16 protein-coding genes and 1 pseudogene are annotated in these 18,819 nt (G+C 46.9%); 8 read left to right on the plus strand and 9 right to left on the minus strand.

Annotation, left to right across the window (positions count from 1 at the left end; translation table 11 throughout):
• Positions 1 to 30: 30 nt before the first annotated feature.
• On the plus strand, positions 31 to 1,977 hold the full coding sequence (locus DES40_RS12905; RefSeq protein WP_121102803.1) for a cation:proton antiporter: 1,947 nt from the start codon (positions 31 to 33) through the stop codon (positions 1,975 to 1,977).
• Positions 1,978 to 2,124: 147 nt separating this feature from the next.
• Positions 2,125 to 4,050, plus strand: coding sequence for a transglycosylase domain-containing protein (locus DES40_RS12910; RefSeq protein WP_121102805.1), 1,926 nt, complete (start codon positions 2,125 to 2,127; stop codon positions 4,048 to 4,050).
• A 46-nt stretch (positions 4,051 to 4,096) separates the two neighbouring features.
• Here DES40_RS12910 and DES40_RS12915 read toward each other — a convergent pair whose 3' ends face one another.
• The 8 genes from DES40_RS12915 to DES40_RS12950 are packed head-to-tail and all read right to left on the minus strand — an operon-like array spanning position 4,097 to position 12,445.
• On the minus strand, positions 4,097 to 5,776 hold the full coding sequence (locus DES40_RS12915; RefSeq protein WP_121102808.1) for a dipeptidyl-peptidase 3 family protein: 1,680 nt from the start codon (positions 5,774 to 5,776) through the stop codon (positions 4,097 to 4,099).
• Positions 5,777 to 5,805: 29 nt separating this feature from the next.
• Positions 5,806 to 6,237 carry an HIT family protein gene (locus DES40_RS12920; protein WP_121102810.1) on the minus strand — a complete coding sequence of 144 codons (432 nt, stop codon included), beginning with the start codon at positions 6,235 to 6,237 and terminating at the stop codon, positions 5,806 to 5,808.
• Positions 6,221 to 6,736 carry a hypothetical protein gene (locus DES40_RS12925; protein ID WP_121102812.1) on the minus strand — a complete coding sequence of 172 codons (516 nt, stop codon included), beginning with the start codon at positions 6,734 to 6,736 and terminating at the stop codon, positions 6,221 to 6,223. Before DES40_RS12925 ends, DES40_RS12920 begins: the two co-directional genes overlap by 17 nt.
• Entirely contained in the window at positions 6,723 to 7,883 is a 1,161-nt protein-coding gene (locus DES40_RS12930) for a GNAT family N-acetyltransferase (protein WP_121102814.1), read from the minus strand. The genes DES40_RS12925 and DES40_RS12930 overlap by 14 nt, the downstream gene beginning before the upstream one ends.
• A 17-nt stretch (positions 7,884 to 7,900) precedes the next feature.
• Positions 7,901 to 8,473, minus strand: a complete 573-nt coding sequence (locus DES40_RS12935) for an NUDIX domain-containing protein (protein WP_121102816.1) — start codon at positions 8,471 to 8,473, stop codon at positions 7,901 to 7,903.
• A gap of 45 nt (positions 8,474 to 8,518) precedes the next feature.
• Positions 8,519 to 10,288, minus strand: a complete 1,770-nt coding sequence (locus tag DES40_RS12940) for a glycoside hydrolase family 15 protein (RefSeq protein ID WP_121102817.1) — start codon at positions 10,286 to 10,288, stop codon at positions 8,519 to 8,521.
• A complete protein-coding gene (gene otsB, locus DES40_RS12945; protein ID WP_121102819.1) occupies positions 10,285 to 11,025 on the minus strand; it encodes a trehalose-phosphatase in 741 nt (246 codons plus the stop codon). Before otsB ends, DES40_RS12940 begins: the two co-directional genes overlap by 4 nt.
• 1 nt (position 11,026) lies before the next feature.
• Positions 11,027 to 12,445, minus strand: a complete 1,419-nt coding sequence (locus DES40_RS12950) for an alpha,alpha-trehalose-phosphate synthase (UDP-forming) (RefSeq protein ID WP_121103003.1) — start codon at positions 12,443 to 12,445, stop codon at positions 11,027 to 11,029.
• Between the two features lie 465 nt (positions 12,446 to 12,910).
• Between DES40_RS12950 and DES40_RS12955 the strand changes: the two are divergent.
• The 4 genes and pseudogenes from DES40_RS12955 to DES40_RS12970 all read left to right on the plus strand — a co-directional run.
• Positions 12,911 to 13,612: pseudogene (locus DES40_RS12955) on the plus strand (SPFH domain-containing protein); the annotation flags it as partial.
• A gap of 4 nt (positions 13,613 to 13,616) precedes the next feature.
• Positions 13,617 to 13,823, plus strand: coding sequence for an Arc family DNA-binding protein (locus DES40_RS12960; RefSeq protein ID WP_121102821.1), 207 nt, complete (start codon positions 13,617 to 13,619; stop codon positions 13,821 to 13,823).
• Positions 13,813 to 14,058 carry a DUF4177 domain-containing protein gene (locus DES40_RS12965; RefSeq protein ID WP_121102823.1) on the plus strand — a complete coding sequence of 82 codons (246 nt, stop codon included), beginning with the start codon at positions 13,813 to 13,815 and terminating at the stop codon, positions 14,056 to 14,058. The genes DES40_RS12960 and DES40_RS12965 overlap by 11 nt, the downstream gene beginning before the upstream one ends.
• Entirely contained in the window at positions 14,048 to 14,224 is a 177-nt protein-coding gene (locus DES40_RS12970; protein ID WP_121102825.1) for a DUF4177 domain-containing protein, read from the plus strand. The genes DES40_RS12965 and DES40_RS12970 overlap by 11 nt, the downstream gene beginning before the upstream one ends.
• A gap of 49 nt (positions 14,225 to 14,273) precedes the next feature.
• On the opposite strand, the gene DES40_RS12975 is transcribed toward DES40_RS12970, so the two are convergent.
• On the minus strand, positions 14,274 to 15,425 hold the full coding sequence (locus DES40_RS12975) for a glycosyltransferase family 4 protein (RefSeq protein WP_121102827.1): 1,152 nt from the start codon (positions 15,423 to 15,425) through the stop codon (positions 14,274 to 14,276).
• A gap of 494 nt (positions 15,426 to 15,919) precedes the next feature.
• Here DES40_RS12975 and DES40_RS12980 point away from each other — a divergent pair, with 494 nt between their 5' ends.
• Both DES40_RS12980 and DES40_RS12985 read left to right on the plus strand, forming a co-directional pair.
• On the plus strand, positions 15,920 to 17,848 hold the full coding sequence (locus DES40_RS12980; RefSeq protein ID WP_407656795.1) for a ribonucleoside-diphosphate reductase subunit alpha: 1,929 nt from the start codon (positions 15,920 to 15,922) through the stop codon (positions 17,846 to 17,848).
• 244 nt (positions 17,849 to 18,092) lie between these two features.
• A complete protein-coding gene (locus DES40_RS12985; RefSeq protein WP_121102829.1) occupies positions 18,093 to 18,815 on the plus strand; it encodes a DUF2219 family protein in 723 nt (240 codons plus the stop codon).
• The last annotated feature ends 4 nt before the right edge of the window (positions 18,816 to 18,819 follow it).

Below are 18,819 nucleotides of genomic sequence, written 5' to 3' on the forward strand. Positions count from 1 at the left end.
TGAGAAAACATAACATGATGAAGGATAAGCATGGCCGTTGATATTGCACATCATGCAGTGAATGCATTGCCCCTAAAAATTGCCGTTATTGGTGCCCTTGGAATTGGCGCGCAATGGCTTGCTTGGCGTTTGCAACGCCCTGCGATTGTCTTAATGGCGATTGCAGGACTGATATTTGGGCCATTATTTGGTTACTTATTAGGGTTTAACATGCCCGCGCCTATTGCACATTTTCTTGAGCAATTAAGGTTGAATCCCGTCAATGACTTCGGTGATCTATATCGGCCAATGATAGGATTGGCTGTTGCGATTATCCTATTCGAAGGTGGGATGACATTGCGCTTCAAAGATTTGGGTGATTCTCGCCATGCCGTTGGGCGTATGGTCTTTGTTGCGGCGCCCATCGCGTGGGTTTTAGGGGCTGCCGCATGTCACTATATTGTTGGCTTGGCATGGGATATATCCGTCATGGTTGGTGGTTTGTTCGTTGTGACAGGCCCTACGGTGATTATGCCGTTGTTAAGGCAGGCCCATTTAAAATCCCGACCTGCTAACGTGCTGAAATGGGAAGGTATTGTAAATGACCCGCTTGGCGCTTTATTTGCCGTGGGCGGATATGAATTTATTCGTTTTTCTCAGACTGAAGCGTCTATGTTCTTTGTATTCGGGAAGCTCGCCTTTGCCGCGGCTTTCGGTACTTTAGTCGGGATTGTTTCTGGTGTTGGTATGGCTTGGGCCTTCCGTAGAGGGCATATTCCTGAATATTTAAAAGCGCCGATTGTATTGGCTTGGGTGCTCTTAATTTATGTCATCGCCAACCGTCTTGCCGAAGAAACGGGGCTATTGGCTGTCACAGCGTTAGGCATGACGATGGCAAATACGAAATTTGCTGCCATGGTTGAAATGCGTCGTTTCAAAGAAAACATCGCCATCATCTTGGTTTCAGGCGTGTTCGTTATTTTAACAGCGACTTTGACGCCTGCTATTTTGATTGAATTTGTAACGAATTGGCGCGTTCTGGCCTTTGTCTTTGCCATGATGTTCTTAGTAAGGCCAATTGCGGTTATGCTGTCTACTTTGTGGTCAGGATTAACGTGGAAAGAAAGCCTGCTCATTAGCATTATTGCGCCGCGCGGTGTAGTCGCTGTGGCTGTTGCAGGTTTGTTTGCTGCTGAACTGAATGCGCTGGGCCGTCCAGACGGTACATTGTTTGTGCCCTTGGCTTTTGCCCTTGTATTCGCAACCGTATTGTTTGCAGGTTTCTTGATCGGGCCGATATCAAAGGCGCTTGGTCTGGCTGCGGGCGGCGGTCACGGCGTTATGATCGTCGGGGCTAACCCTTGGTCTCTTGGTTTGGCGAAAGCTATCAAAGATATGGGCGTGCCCGTCACTGTCGCGGATACAAATTGGCGTCGTTTACGCGGCGCTCGTCTAGAAGGGCACACGACCTTCTATGGTGAAGTGCTGTCCGAAAATGCAGATTACTCCTTAGACCATTCTGCCTTTACTTCACTTATCGCTGCGACGCCAAATGACGCGTATAACTCATTGGTTTGCGTCGAGTTTGCACCAGAACTAGGCCGTCATCGTGTCTTCCAAGTTCCGGGATCTGATAATGATGAGAGTGACAGTGATACAATTGCCTTCACCTCTCGGGGCCGAACGCTCACCTCGCGTGGCCGTAGCTTTGACTCATTGACCCGAGACTGGTGGGGTGGTTGGCGTTTCCGCTCTACTAACTTATCTGAAAATTATACATTGGATGATTTTTATAAAGACCGCGGTGATGACCTCGACTTGATTCTGGCAAAACGCGCAGACGGTACGGTTGAGTTCATTCAGCCCGGTCAAGAAGCGCGTGCAGAGGGGGCAACTGTTCTAAGCTTCTGTCCTGCTAAGGATACAGAGTTAGGCCGTGGTGAGGGCGCCAAGAAAAGCGGTGGTCTATCGGGGCCAGCGAACCCGCTTCCGACATAAACTTTAGGGTTTCATAGACAAGAAAAGGCCATCATTGATGGCCTTTTTCATTTCAAAGAACTGTATTTCAAATCCAATATTAAATGCCCCTTAAAGAGTTTAAGGCAAGACCACACTAACGCCTTATTAACTGTCTTTAGTGGAAACATGAACCTAGTCGATTTGACATCGCGATTTAGAAATTTGCGATTGCCGCCTTTGAGTGGACGGGCAAAGCGTGTTTTGCGCCGCGGCGTTATTTCTGGCCTTATGGCGGGTTACCTTGGCGGCATGGTTGGCTTTGGTGGGTTTGCCATTGCGGCGAAAGACCTGCCCGACCCCAAGCAATTATGGGATAATCAAAGGCCCGTCAGTGTTCAGATTGTCGATAGGCAGGGACGGGATATATTAGTAAGAGGCGCGACCGTAGCACCGCGTGTGAAAATTGAGGCTTTACCGTTTCATGTTCCGCTCACCATATTAGCTGTCGAAGATAAGCGGTTTTACAATCATATTGGTATCGACCCAGAGGCGCTTTTGCGTGCGACAGTGCAAAACATAAAAGCAGGGAGTTATGTGCAAGGTGGCTCGACCTTAACACAACAACTCTCAAAGAATGTTTTTCTTTCGCCAGAGAAAACTTTACGCCGTAAGGCTCAAGAAATGCTTATGGCTATTTGGTTGGAACGCAGTTTCACAAAGGATGAAATCCTCGAGCTATATTTGTCTAAAGTATATTTCGGTAGCGGCGCTTGGGGATTAGAAGCGGCTTCAAAACGATATTTCGATAAACCCGCCGCCCAGCTTAATCTTTCCGAGACAGCGATGCTGGCGGGTTTGTTGCGTGCGCCATCAGCACTAAATCCTGTGCAGCATCCCTCACGCGCGGCGAAACGTACGGCTGTGGTTTTAAACCTGATGGAGCAACAAAACTTAATCGGTTCTGACATGCTAGAACAGGCCTTAAATTATCCTATTCGTATCCATAGGCCACAATCTGATAATTCAGCGCAATATTTTGTGGACTGGATTTGGCCACAAATTGAGTCTGTACTAGGGGACACCCCCTCTCAAGATTTAGTTGTACAAACCACCCTAGATCGACAGGCGCAGACCTTAGCGCAAAATGCGGTTATTAAAAATTTAGACCCTCAAAAGGGCGCCGAGCAAGCGGCCTTGGTGACGCTTGATGGGACAGGGGCTGTCTTAGCCATGATTGGCGGTGCCTCCTATTCAGATAGTCAGTTTAATCGATCGACACAGGCAGAACGACAGCCCGGTTCTGCTTTTAAACCCTTTGTCTATTTGGCGGCGCTTGAGGCGGGAATATCGCCATGGGATGAACGTATTGACGAGCCGATTACTCTGACTAGCCGTATTGATAGTTGGACACCAAAGAATTTCAGCAAAGAGTTCAAAGGCGTCATAACGGTAGAGGAGGCTTTCGCCCAATCTATCAATACAGTTGCTGTAAAGCTCGGAGAAGAGGCCGGCCGAAGCTCTGTCATGGCTGTGGCGAACCGGTTTGGCCTCGAAGACTTATCCCCTATACGCAGTTTAGCTCTAGGGTCCCATGTCACGACGCCTTTGAAATTAACACAAAGCTATTTGCCATTTGCCAATTTTGGCCGAGCGGCAGAGCCATATGGTATAATTTCTATCTCGACGGCGAATGGTACCCCGCTCTATGATGCCGCATTGCCGCCGCTAGAAACGGTCATAGCGACCGATAAGTTAGCGCAAATGAACCGTTTGATGACGCGGACAGTGCAATATGGCACGGGTCGCCGCGCCCAAATTCAAGGGCGCGATATTGGCGGTAAAACTGGGACGACTAATGATTTTCGGGATGCGTGGTTTATGGGTTACGCCCCCGACATCGTCACGGGAGTTTGGACGGGGAATGATACAAATGCACCGATGAAACGTATAACAGGCGGTAAGATTCCGGCGCAGATATTTCAGGATTATATGTCCGAATATCTGAAAGACACTCCAGTCTCTAAATTAATAATCGCGCAAAAGCCACAGATCCAAAAAGAAGATCGTGAACTTGATAGTCTGTTAGACCGTATCGAAGAAGCCTTGCCATAAACACATGAAAAAACCCGCCAAATTGGCGGGCTTGAGAAATTTAAACTTATATCTTTTCGGGGTAGATAGGCCGAATGTCATAGGGAATATCTGATAAATTTCCGAGTACGGTTTCAGCCGCATCGTCCAGAGTTAGATAGTCATCTAAAAAGGCTTTGGCGCCATCATAACGGCCATCGCCTTGGATGCGAACGACTTTACCTGTTAAGTCAGAAATAGCTTGTTCTAATTTAGCAAAATCAATACGGAAACGCTCTTGCTCCGGTAGCCATTCTACAGCGCCAACTTCGCGGTAATAATTATACTGGAAAGCGGCACCTTTTGCATGGGCCGCACCGATACCAAAGCGCATAGATCGAAATTTTCCTGAAAAATAAGTGGCGAGGAAGGCTTCTTTGTCTTCTGCCGGTAATTCTCCGCGGTCCATCATATACAGTATATTATAGGCTCCCATGACGTCGGCTTTGCCTTCTTCAAGGCCAGACGCCAGTTCTTTCAACTGTGCATTCACAGTCGTCTCAACCCCATCAACTGTGATTGTGCCGGGCCCTAGTGAATGGGAAAGTTCATGGAAAAGCGTATTATAGCTCATATATTTTTTTGTCGTTAGCTTAGCTTGGTCTTCGATTAACACTCTCTCCCCGATTGGGGCGAGGATACGGTCATATTTTGCGCCGAGCACGTTATTCAAAATAACTTTCTTGGCGCCTTTTGCTTCGCGCACGCGCTCATCATTGGGTAGGTTAAACGCAATTGTCTGCACGCCATTTTCATTGTCGCCGCCGCCATGAACTTGGTAAGTTACTGCAATGGGACTCTCAAACCCGCGAGCAAAATTCTTATAGCTTTCTTCAACAGGCAGGTTCTTTTCCATGTCTTTGAGATAATGCTTGTATTTTGCAAGCGCTGCAGATTCTTCTGGGTTTTTAATTGTCAAAAAGCTCTCATACGCGGTTTTATATCCGAACAAGCCATCATCATAGACTTCGTAAGGTCCGATAGCGACTTCGATATTTCCATCAAGATCCATCCACGCCATTTCTGACTCAAAATAATCATCCGTAAGGAATGATTCTGCCCGCATGGTTAGGAAGCGTTTTAGGCTTTTATTTTCTGAAATTTCGGCAGCTTCGCGCAAAAGGGCCGCTGCTGGCTCAAGGTACTCGGCATATTCCACGTGGTAGGGAACTGCTTTTAATCCGCCATCATCAGTTCGGCGAATGACGGTATAGCCCGAAGTAAAATCAGATTTATCAGCCGGATTTGCCGCTATATGAGACTCAAATTCTTCACGGGTCATATCGGCAGGATAGAAACCGCCGCCTTTGGGGCAGGGCGTATCACCGTAAAAAAGTTTTCCATCTTCTAACCCATCACAAGGCCCAAAATGTAAATCAAACATGGCCAATTGAATGGCAGTGCCATTTTCTTTGATCTCTTGGCGTAGGGCTGGATAATTTGCGCCGCGTTGTAAGAGATAAATTTTGGATAGATATTCGCTCGCTGTAATCAGCTTGTTCACGACCGCTTTTTCAGAGGCGCTAAGAAAACCTGTATCAACGTCTATTTTGATTTCGGCAAATTTCGCATATTGCGCATCAATATTATAACCATTTTGCTCTGTTGTTGCCGTAGGTTCTACTGAAGAAACTGTCGATTGCTGCTCTGTATTGTTACAGCCAGCTAAGAGCGCGGCAGTTGATATTGATAGGAGGAATAAACGCATAGTCAGTCCTTTTTAAAGAGATTTAAAGTTTAAAGCTTTTCAGCAATTTTTTGAGCCAGAGCTTTTAATTCGTCAATATCGCCCATTTTGGCTTCGCCATGACCCGCGAAATTTTCACTGTCAAACTTTGGAATAACATGAACATGTAAATGGAATACGCTTTGTCCAGCGGGAGCGCCGTTGAACTGTGTCACCACAATTCCATCTGGTGATAAGGCTTTGTCAACGGCCTGGGCGACGCGCTGAACCGTTCCAAATAAACGACCCACATCTTTGGGCGCTAATGCCAGTAAGTTTCGGACTGGACGCTTAGGGATAACCAGACAATGTCCGCGCGATTGCGGAAAAGCATCCATAATAACGAGGATGTGTTCGTCCTCATATACCCGCGCTGCAGGCATGTCATGCGCCATGATTTTGGCGAAAATGTTACTCGGATCGTATTCAGCGTGAAGCGTCATGTTGTTGTCTCAATTTTGGCAGGGCAATATATTTAGCGTGGAGTAACATAAGTGGAAAGAAAAGCCAGATGATTGCAAGGGTTTGACCTTTCATAACGCCCCAAATGATAAAGGGTATTGCGAAGAAACATAATAATTCTGGGGTCAAAAAGATAAAACCAACCATCAAAAATGCTGTGGAAATGCTACCAAAGCCAATGGAGTAAGAAAGACACGCAAACAGCACGCTACGCTTCCACATACCATATTTGCGTCGAATAATAGGGTCAGATTCTTGCAGAGGTTGTTCTCGAATTTGTGCAAGATAGGCTCGGGCGCCTTCAACTTCATTATTGGGTAGCTGGAGAATAATTCCACCAAAAGCGAGGATATAAAGCGCCACTAGATTCGCATGATTATAATTTTGAAAGTTTGGATGAAATCCTCCTGCTTTTAAACATGAGTAATTAACGCTCGCTTCGGCTAAATTATTATGAGTAGAAAAGTTAACGAGGCTCATCTGATGTCTTTTTAAACGGAGTATGTTGATCCAGAATTTCTATTTCACGCTCTACCGCTGAGCGCTCATGTTCAAGATAGTCTTCTACGGCGTTTTGTAGGCTTTCATGGGCAAGGAAATGCGCGCTATGCGTCGCTATGGGTTCATAGCCACGCGCCAGCTTGTGTTCGCCTTGTGCACCGGCTTCGACACGCGGTAAACCGCGCTCTAAACCGGCTTCAATCGCTTGATAGTAACAGAGTTCAAAATGCAAAAAGGGTTTATGGACTAATGCCCCCCAGTTGCGGCCGTATAGCGCTTCTGATCCAATATAATTGAGGGCTGATGCAATCGGTGTCTCACCATCAAACGCCATAACCAGACAAATATCTTGTCTCATGGTTTGTTGCATTAAATCAAAGAACTCGCGGTTTAGATATGGCCGTCCCCATTTGCGTTCTCCAGTATCGAGATAACAGGCATAAAATGCATCCCAATGCTCATCTTTCAAATCATCGCCAGAAAGTCGCTTAATTGTGATGCCATCTTGTGCGGCGGATCTTTCTTTTTTTATGTTCTTTCGTTTGCGACTTGTCAGGCTTGCGAGAAAGTCGTCAAAAGTTTCATAACCGCGATTAATAAAGTGAAATTGCCTGTCTTCGCGATGTGCGAAATTCAGATTATCCAATACGGTTCTGTCTTCACCTTCTAGAAAGGTAAGGTGCACCCCTGACATCCCCCATTGATTGCAAGCAGAGAGCATGGCGGTGGCAAGGGCGCTTTTATACTCGGCGTTTGCCGCCATAAGACGTGGCCCAGTGGCAGGGGTAAAGGGTATAGAGGATTGAAGTTTCGGGTAATACTGTCCGCCAGCACGCTGCAGAGCATCCGCCCATGCATGGTCAAAGACATACTCACCTTGGCTATGGGATTTTGCATATAAGGGGGCGGCTCCGACGCTTTGCCCTTGTTGATTTTCCAACCAAATATGCCGCGGGGCCCAGCCTGTTTCTTCTACGGCGCAGCGGCTTTCCTCTAAGGCATGCAAAAAGCGCCACGATAAAAAAGGATGAGAGCCAGCAGGAATATGGGCGTCCCATTCACTTTCGCTGACTTGCGAAATGCGCGTTAGGATTCGGGCGTTATAAGTCTCGGGTGATGGCGTCATGGAGGGAGATAATGACGTTATTCTAGTTCCCCTGCAAGCTGCATAAGCCGTAATTTATATGCGGCCATGATTGTCATCACATCTGTAATTTGGCCGCTCTCAATATAGGATAGAAGGTCGCTCAGAGGTATTCTTATGGAAGTAATATCTTCGGTTGGCTCTAGCGCACTAGCGCCGCGGGTAAGGCCTGTTGCAAGATATATTTCACCATACTCATCTGTGATAGAATTCGAGGGGTGGAAGTCCAGCAGATGAGTCAGGGTCCTAGCAGACAATCCTGTTTCTTCTTTTAGCTCACGCCGTGCGGCCGCTAGCATATCTTCGCCTTTAGGCACGCCGCCTTCTGGAATTTCCCAGCTATATTGATTCAAGGCATAACGGGTTTGGCCCACCATCCACACATGACCATTTTCATAGGGTACAACCCCTACAGAGCGGTTTGCCATTCTTACTACGCCGTACTGGCCTGCCGTGTTTCCCGGCGTGGTGACGGCGGAGGTTTCTACTCGAAACCAATCATTTTCAAAAACACTCTCTGTTGAGTGCGTAATCCATGGGTTCGATGGAGCGGGAGGTAGCTTTTGTGTCATAGCGTTGATGTAGCAAAATCAAGGCCCATTAGGCTAGACCTCTGATTAAACGATATCTGTCCACTTGCGGCTCATTAAGTTGGCGGAATTGATAATACCAACCATGGAATAGGTTTGAGGGTAATTCCCCCATAACTCATTCGTTTTTGGATCTACATCTTCAGATAAAAGTCCAAGATGATTACGTTGTTCCAAAATCGTCTCAAACATTTCACGGGCTTCGTCTTTGCGGCCAATGCGGTAGAGGGCATCAATGTGCCAGAATGTGCAGGCCGTAAAGGCGGTTTGTGGACGCCCGAAATCATCTTCGGTTTTGTATCTGTAAATATGATTGCCCTCGCGAAGGTCACGGTCCACGGCTTCGACAGTCCCGATATATCGCGGGTCAGAGGCGGGTAAGAATCCAATCTCCGCCATTAAAAGAACAGAGGCATCCAAAGTGTCACCGCCGTAACTGGCGGTAAAGGCATTCATCTCTTCGTTAAACGCATGGCTTAAAATATGTTTGTGAATAATTTCGGCGCGTTCAGCCCAATAGATTGTCTTTTTCTCAAGTTTTAAATAATTGGCTATTTTCGAGAGCCTGTCACACGCGGCCCAGCACATAATAGCTGATGATGTATGGACATAAGCCAGGGTTCGAAATTCCCATATGCCGGCATCGGGTGTATCGTGCACAGCAAAGGCGCGTTCACCCACGGGTTCTAATTGTTCAAATTCAGCGACGCCAACTTGTGACAAAAGTCGTTCATCAAGAAAGGCTTGCGTGGCAGCGAGAACGATTTGACCATATACATCATGTTGAATATGTTCTGCCGCCTGATTGCCGCGGCGCACCGGGCCGTAACCGCGATAGCCTGGCAGATGCGTAGCAATGTCTTCTGTTAAATCTGTTTCAAGACCAATGCCATAGACAGGTTGAATATGCCCGCCTTTTGTTTGCGAAACAACACTGCGAAGAAATCGCATGTAATGTTCCAATGTCTCCATAGAGGCGAGGCGGTTAAGCGCCGTGACTGAAAAATAGGCATCCCTTATCCAGCAAAATCTATAGTCCCAATTCCTCTGTGACCCTTCATGCTCTGGTACGGAGGTGGTCAGCGCCGCCACAACGCCGCCTGTTTCTTCATAAACACAGAGCTTCAGTGTAATGGCAGCACGAATTACGGCGGCTTGCCAATCTGGTGGAACGGCCAGACTACGCGTCCAACGCCGCCAATAATCTATGGTGCGTTCTCGCCAATCTCGGGCCAAAAAATCAACATTTTCAGCTACGCTTTCATCCGGACCACAAATGAACGACACGTCACGGTCAAGAACAAAACTAGTGCGTGACAAAATATAAGAGACAGGCATGCTCGTCGTAATACGAAATCCACCATCATTTGTGTCGTAACTAATGTGATGAACTCCTCGCCGGGCTTTAATTTCGTGCTCACCCCAATTGGCTTGCGCATTGATTTCTATTTTGATGCAGGGCGACCCAGCAATGACCTTGATTTCTCTGACAAAACTGGCTGGGCGGAAATTTCGGTCCCGGCTGACAAAATAGGGTGCAAAATCGATGACATCTAAGATCGCACCATGGGCATCTGTTAATCGAGTCCGCAGAACGGCCGTATTAGGTTCATAACTCTGCTCGGTTGAGACACGGTCTTCCATCCAAATGTTGAAACTACCTTTGCCGCCGAGTAGAGCATCAAAAATGGGCTCGCCGTCGATTTTGGGCAGACATAACCAATTGATACGGGCATCTGTATCAATCAAAGCCGCGACTGTGCTATTGCCAATTATTCCTTGGTTTAAATGACTCATAAAAGGGTTCCTAAAAGTCCGTAGAGGTCTTGAATGGTTTCAATGTAAAAACGGGCTGCAGTTTCGCTCTGTTTCATCTCTTGATGCGCCATTTTTATGCCAAAACCTCCAAAGGTTTCAGCCGCTCGAAAGGCATCCTCATCTGTTGTGTCATCGCCAATCATGACAGGTATTCGATTTGCAAAAGCAGGATTGCGCATTTGTCTAGTTAAAGCGGCGCCTTTATTTGCATCAGCTGGTTTTATTTCGATTACATTGTGACCCAATTGCATAATATGTAGGGGGTAGGCTTTAATTTCAGCCTCGACACAGCTTGAAATCTCGGGTCCAGATTCGGGTTTCGCTCTGTGATGTATCGCCAATACAGGCCCTTTATCCTCAAACCATATGCCGTTCAGATGTGAAAGATTGGCCTCTAGTTTGGCTTTCAACTCGGTTGGGAACTGAGTGAATGATGTTGGAGGGTCTTCGTAAGGCGCGGCGCTATAAAGCCCATGATTGCCAAGTCGCCAAAGTGAGTTTGGGACCCGTTTAGACAGGTCCCGCAAATCGCGGCCGCTAATTAATGCGAGCGCCCCCGACAAATGATTTGCGAGATTAAGGATAAGGGCACTCTCTTGCGGCATCAATTTTACAGTGTCTGGGTCATCTTTGAAACCCGCCAATGTTCCATCAAAATCCAGAAACAATGCCATGTTGGTAGGGAAATCAAAACTGTCTGTAATGCGCACCGCCATGCTACGTCGCAATCTTTGGGACGGATTGGGTGAAACCGCGCGGCGCAAAAAAGCGGTTGCGCCACCAATTAATATCTTGGGTGTCGACAGTTTTATGAAGGGCTTTCCATCGCGCTTGCCGTTCTTCTAATGGCATATTCAGGGCTTTGTGAAGTGTCTGAGCCACGGCCTCGGTATCATATGGGTTGACAATTAATGCCTCTTTCATTTGCTCGGCGGCGCCAGCAAATTGCGATAAAATAAGAACCCCCGGATCACTTTCATCTTGCGCAGCGATAAACTCTTTTGCGACAAGGTTCATGCCATCTTGGAGTGGTGTTACGAGGCAAACATCAGACATGGCATAGAGCCCTGCGATTTCTGCGCGCTCATAAGGGCGTGCCAAATAACGGATGGGGATCCAATCTAGATCACCATAGTCACCATTTATGCGTCCACACAGCCCATCAAGTCTTTCACGTAATTGCACATATTCATCGACAATACTCCGAGAGGGAGGCGCAATTTGCATGAATGAGGTGACGCCCCGCGTTTCAGGAAAATGATCAAACAATTTCGAAACGGCCTCGAATCTTTGGGGGAGACCCTTTGAGTAATCCATTCTGTCCACACCGATTATTTGTTTTCGGCCACCTAAGAACCGGCGTAATTTTTTTGCAGCTTTTTTGGCAGGTTTTCCGAGAGCCGCCTTGCGGAAATTTTTTGCGTCAATGCCAATAGGGCAGTGGCGTAGGGTCACTGTACGGCCAAATACAAGCACATCTTCTTCTCCGACTTCTTTTCCGCCGCAATCTTCAACGAGATAGCGTTTCAGATTAATAACATCCGTAGAGGTTTGCAGGCCGATGATATCGTAATCGCAGAGCGCGCGACCCATAAGAGCGGCTTCGGGGAGCGCCCGGAAAACATCTGGCGCAGGAAAAGGAATGTGAAGGAAAAAACCGATTTCGCCCGTCCACCCGTTTTTTCGCAGCTCATGGGCTATCAAGAAAAAATGATAATCATGCACCCATATAAAATCCTCGGAATTAGCATTGTCCTCTACTGCCTTGGCGAATTGCCTGTTGGTTTCTTGATAAGGCGCGAAGTTGTGTAAATCGAAATTCACCAGATCAAGGCGATTGTGAAAAAGTGGCCAGAGAATACTATTGGCGTAATTGAGGTAAAAACCTTCATATTGCGGTTTACTCATGTCGCAGAGAGCAAAATCTACGCCGTCATCAGTCACCTTGGTCGGTGTTAGAGAGGGGAAATCTTTGACTTTCCCGCTCCATCCAACCCAAAGCCCGTTCGTTGATTTCAAGCTATCCCATAATGCGACAGCTAACCCCCCTGCGCGGGCATTGGGGTCGACGGCCGTTCGATTGGAGACAGCTATCAATCGGACTGGGTTTTGAGGCGTGTTATGAGTTTGACGCATATAACAGCCATAGAGTGTTAAACGGCACAACTCAAATGACGGCCCCGGAATTGACGCGATGGTCGCTAAGCGCACAAAAAATGGACGGTAGATTTTGAAAGTGCTTTGCCAACCCATATTCAGTCATAATTGCCTTGAAGGGGCCCGTAAGGACCGCTTGGCTTTGGTGAGATTCCTAGAAAATAATGAGTTTTATCAATATGTTATATTAAAATTTATGCGACTCTCTTGATATCACTACAAAATGATATCATATTGTACTTATAATAAGGGAGCCCCAGCCATGGGTGTAAAAATATGAGTGATATTAGAGAAAGAGAAGTTAAGTCGATCAGCGGAATTCCATTGTTGTTGATTTTATTAGCTCTGACTGCAGTCGGCGTTTTTGTGTTTATCAATGTGGCGATGACCAAAGAAATGCGCCTTATAGTTTTAGTAGTAGCGCTGCCTATTTTACTCATCGCTTTTTCGGGGTTGTACAAAGTTGAACCCAATCAATCCGCTGTTCTGAGCTTGTTTGGAAAATATATTGGGACAGTGCGCACCCCAGGGCTGCGATTTAATAATCCCTTTTATACAAAGAAGAAAATTAGCCTGCGTGTGAGAAACTTTGAAAGCGGCAAGTTGAAAGTTAACGAGCTTGATGGATCACCCATTGAAATTGCCGCCATTGTTGTGTGGGAAGTCAACGACTCGGCAGAAGCCGTTTTTAATGTCGATAGTTATGAGAGTTTTGTACAAATCCAAAGCGAGGCGGCGATACGGTCAATGGCCACTAGCTATCCTTATGACCAACATGAGGCGGATCAAATCTCTTTGCGTTCACACCCTGTTGAAATTTCGGAACGCCTCCGTACAGAGATTCAAGACCGACTGGCCAAGGCGGGTATTCATGTCATCGAGGCTCGGATTTCACACCTAGCTTATTCACCTGAAATTGCCGGGGCGATGTTACAAAGACAACAAGCCGGAGCGATCATTGCAGCCCGTAAGAAAATTGTCGAAGGCGCGGTTGGCATGGTCGAAGATGCGCTCGAGGCTCTTCAAGAAAAAGATATCGTCGAGCTAGACCCTGAGCGCCGCGCCGCCATGGTGTCTAACTTGCTCGTGGTTTTGTGTTCCGATAAGGCGACTCAGCCTGTCGTGAATACGGGTTCAATCTATTAGTGCCGTGGCCAAAAAGCCGACAAAAAAATCATTTCCTCTGCGTGTGAATGCAGAGGTACTCGACGCTATGAAGCGTTGGTCTGATGATGAGCTGCGCTCATTAAATGGTCAAATCGAGTATGTGTTGCGAGAAGCCTTACGCAAGCAGGGGCGCCTAAAGTCCAAAAGTGAAACCCTACAATCAAGCGAGGCTAGTCGTGATGAAGGATGAAGGTGAGCAGACAATCAATGTCTTTGACACGCGTTGGGAATATAAAATTATCCAACCTGTTATGAAGGGATTTAGTGTTTTTCGGCAAACACCGCAAAGAGTGCGAGCGCATAAAGTTCAGGCCTTAAACGAAATGGGCCAAGAGGGCTGGGAGTGTTATCATGTCGATACAGCCACAACGCCGCAAAGCTTTTACATGAAGCGAAGACTAATAGGAGAGTCTCATGCACGATAGACGCTGGCAATATAAAGTACTGACTGTCAAGCCGAGCCCCTTCGCGAGCGCGGAAAAGGCAGATGCAATGATCGAAGAGGTTTTAACGCGCCAAGGTTTAGAAGGATGGGAGTTAATCAATGCCGTTCTGGTGAGCCACTATTATCGTTTATTCTTCAAACGCTAGGGCGAGAATTATAGAGGTTAAACCCCAATAAGGTTAAACCCCAATATGGTTAAACCTTGGGAACAGATTTGCCCCTGACGATACGCCACACGCGACGCAAGTTTCGCTTAACCATATGATAGGGGCTACTGGCAATGCGTGTTAAGCGCCGCATACGGCGCCAACGTCTTCGGGCCTTTGGCGTGTATTCTGGCGTTAAGTGCTGGAAGAAGACTTCGGATACTGCATCCCATCCATATTTTTTGGCATGAGCAACGGCGTCTTCTCGGTTGAGTTCAAGGGCCTCAAAACAAGCCGTCCTCAAATCTTCATTGACGGACCCAGCCTTTGAACCAGGAATAATGTCAATTGGGCCAGAAACAGGATAGCCCGCGACTGGGGTACCTGTAGCCATGGATTCGATAATCACGAGCCCAAAAGTATCTGTTTTTGAAGGGAACACGAAAACATCGGCATCGGCGAAATATCGCGCCAAGTCTTCTCCAAATTTTGACCCTGTAAAAGTGATGTCCGGATATTTTCGTCTTAATTGTTCTAATTGGGGGCCGTCTCCAACCACGACTTTAGAGCCGGGTAAGTCTAAATCTAAAAAGGCTTCGATATTTTTCTCAACGGCAACGCGGCCTACATTAACCCATATGGGGCGCTGAAGTCCTTTATAAACATCCTCTGGGGCGAAACGGCGTTCGGGATTAAATATATCACTATCGACACCACGCGCCCATGCTGCGAGCTTGGTGAAACCGCGTTCAGCCAGAAAGTCCACCATTGATGGTGTCGTGACCATTGTGCGTCCGCCAGAGTTATGGAACTCGCGTACAAAATTATATGGCCATGAGAGCGGAATAAACGGGAAACGCGCTTTGATATATTCCGGGAACTTGGTGTGATAGCTTGTCGTGAAAGGCATTTCCCATTTCAAGCATAGCGATCTCGCCATTTGGCCCAATGGACCCTCTGTTGCAATGTGAACGGCTTCGGGGCCAAAATCTGTGATGCGTTTTTTAACGCTGCTATAGGCAAAGGGGGCTAGCCGTATATCGGGGTAGGTTGGCAGCGGCATAGTGAAATAGCCATCGGAAGGGGCGATAACCTCCACGATATGCCCTTTTTCGCGCAAAGCATCTGTTGTTTGCTGTAATGTACGTACAACGCCATTGACTTGAGGGTGCCAAGCGTCGGTGATGATAAGAATTTTCATATGGCTCTCATGCCATAATCTCTTGCGGTCGAATAGTACCGCAACAAAAAGTTCACATATTACAGAGGCTTGCGGAAATTCCTGATGTCTCTGCGCAGCAACTAAATAAGTCGGCGATTTTTATACAGGGTTTGTCCACTGTTTTAATGAGTCTGGTGGTGTCTTTTTGTTCGCAGAGCACCCTATCAGGGCTTTACCGCACTCCTCGATTCTAGGGTGTGGTTTTATCAAAAAAGTAACATGAAGGTTTTGTAAAAAATTTGACGTAATCCCAAAGGCTTAACGGTTCATAAACCATTTTAGTCTCATTTCGAACATACTAGGTGTTGACGTGAAAGCCGAATTACACACTATATGTAGTCGAAACGGTTCGTTTTCATGTTAAACCGCAGATAAAGGGGGTTCTGTCCGTCTGGACTGAATTATTATGTGCGGGACACTTGATAAGGGCTGGTTGCGTGAACACCTCGGGAGGGAAATGAGGCATGAGTGAGATGACACAGAGTGAATTCACATCTTTGAGTGAAAATGATATAGACGTTATGGACGAGTCTGCGCGTGCGGAACTAACGATGAAACCAAAGGTCGCTGAAATATCACAGAAAGAAAAAACGTCTAAGCCCCTGAATCCGGGTACAGCCCGTCCGAAAACTGTACGGGCTCGTGATGCTTTACTGACTGATTTCGGCAAGAAAACGCTCGTTGATCGTTACCTTTTACCTGATGAGTCGTATCAAGATATGTTCGCCCGTGTTTCGCAGGCTTACGCTGATGATACAGACCACGCTCAGCGCCTTTATAATTATATGTCTAAGCTGTGGTTTATGCCTGCAACGCCCGTATTATCGAATGGCGGCGCTGATCGCGGCCTCCCCATTTCTTGTTTTCTAAACTCCGTTGATGACAGTCTTGATTCGATTGTTGATATTTGGAACGAGAATGTATGGCTTGCCTCTAATGGCGGCGGAATCGGTACTTATTGGGGAAGCGTCCGGTCTATCGGTGAGAAAATTGGTCGTGCAGGTAAAACATCCGGTATTATCCCATTCATTCGTGTGATGGATTCTCTGACGCTTGCGATTTCACAAGGCTCTTTACGGCGAGGTTCGGCTGCCGTTTATTTGGATATTCATCACCCAGAAATTGAAGAATTTTTGGAAATCCGCAAGCCAACAGGTGACTTTAACCGTAAATCTTTGAATCTGCATCACGGGTTGAACATTACCGATGAATTTATGGAGGCCGTTGCCTCTGGATCAGAATTTGGTCTGCGTAGCCCGCATACAAATTTGGTCATTAAAACGGTTGATGCGCGTAAGATTTGGCAGAAAATTCTGGAAATGCGCCTGCAAACTGGTGAACCTTATATGGTGTTCTCTGACACAGTGAATAAGGCTTTAGCGCCGCATCAGCGTGAAGCGGGTATGAAAGTCCAGCAGTCTAATCTTTGTGCAGAAATTATGCTCGCAACGGGTAAAGACACATATGGCAAAGACCGTACAGCGGTGTGTTGTTTGTCTTCTTTGAATGCTGAGCGTTGGGATGAGTGGAAAGATCAAGAAGGCTTTATCGAAGATATTATGCGTTTCTTGGATAATGTCCTTGAGAGCTTTATCCGTAATGCACCCGATAAAATGGCTCAGGCGAAGTATTCCGCAGCAAGAGAGCGTTCAGTCGGCCTTGGTTTAATGGGCTTCCATTCGCTTCTACAATCAAAATCAATTCCGTTTGAAAGCGCAATGGCCAAGAGTTTCAATAATCGGATGTTCTCTTATATTCGTTCACAGGCGAATGCAGCGTCTAAAGCCCTTGCAGCAGAGCGTGGTGCTTGCCCTGATGCGCTTGACATGGGCGTTACGGATGAGCGTTTCAGCCATAAAATGGCTGTGGCCCCAACGGCGTCTATTTCGATTATTTGCGGCGGAACATCCGCGGGCATCGAACCAATCCCAGCGAATATCTATACGCATAAAACCTTGTCAGGCTCGTTTACCGTAAAGAACAAGTTCCTAGAGGATGTTCTCGAAGAAAAAGGTCTAAACCGCGACGGTGTTTGGGCCACGATTCTTGAAAATGAAGGCTCGGTTCAGCATATTGATGAACTGGATGAGCATGAAAAAATGGTCTTCCGTACAGCCTTTGAAATTGACCAGCGCTGGGTGATTGAGCATGCGGCCGACCGCGCGCCGCATATTTGCCAAGCTCAATCTTTGAACATTTTCATCCCGGGTAATGTCGATAAATGGGACCTACATATGCTGCATTGGCAAGCCTGGGAAAAAGGCGTGAAGTCGCTTTATTATTGCCGTTCTAAATCGGTTCAGCGCGCCTCATTTGCGGGTTCAGAAAACAAAAATGACATGGAAAAAGCCATGGAAGCCGCAGCGCCTACAGATTACGAAGAGTGCCTAGCTTGCCAATAGGCTGTGATTCTTAGTCCGCCTTCATAGTTGAAGGCATGAATAGTAAAAAGCGTCGACCCAATGGGGTTGGCGCTTTTTTTGTGGCTTTTCAGTCACAGTTATTGGAACAAAACACAGTTTCTGACCTTAATTAAGAGAAATGGCATGAAATTGTCATAATTTAAGGGCAGAGAAACGAAATTCGTGCAATAGTGACGAAACATGTCAAAATGTTACAGGTTTTAACAAAGGAAAGGGCGGGAGCGTGTCTAAATTAGACAAAATTATCGACAATAAACGCTCTTTTGCCAAGCGTGCGATTCTTGCGTCATGTATATCTGTGCTTTCCTTATCTTTCTCTTATGCCGCAACGGCCCAAGACGATGGGCAAACAGCCTCTAAAACAACAGAGGGTTTGAATCTAAATCTGGGCAGTTCGTCTTTGTCGGGATTTGATACGCCGCTTATTGATCTGCCGGCCAAAAGTGTCGGGTCAACATTATTTAAGCTAGATATTTCAGATCCAAGCTGTCTTTCAGGTACGGGGCAGTGTTTGCGCCGCGATGACCGTGTGGATATGGGACTGAGCAAGCAATTTACGAGCGTTTCGGAAAAAGGAATCGACCTTTCTGTAACGCCTCGGGCTTCTATGCGGTTCGATAATGACAACTCCTCAACCCTTGTGGGTGCTGTTGTCGAAATTGGCGAAGATTTACGTAAAGGCTCAAATATCAAGAGCAATACTTGGTATGTTTTTGCTGGGGCCGATGCCGAGGCTTTGACATATGGGCCGAATAGTGTTGATCGACTCACAAGCGGGCAATTCTATCTACAAGATAATATTATTGTCGGCGACGCACAGGCGGGTGTTGGGTATAGAATAGGGGACGCAGATGTTTCTTTGTCATACTCCAGACGCGAAGCTAGCTCTGATGATTTTAAATTTTCAGAAGATGCCGCGGCGCTTTCCTTCACTTGGAAGCGATAACACC

The sequence above is a fragment of the Litorimonas taeanensis genome, assembly GCF_003634015.1.
Lineage (GTDB): Bacteria > Pseudomonadota > Alphaproteobacteria > Caulobacterales > Maricaulaceae > Litorimonas > Litorimonas taeanensis.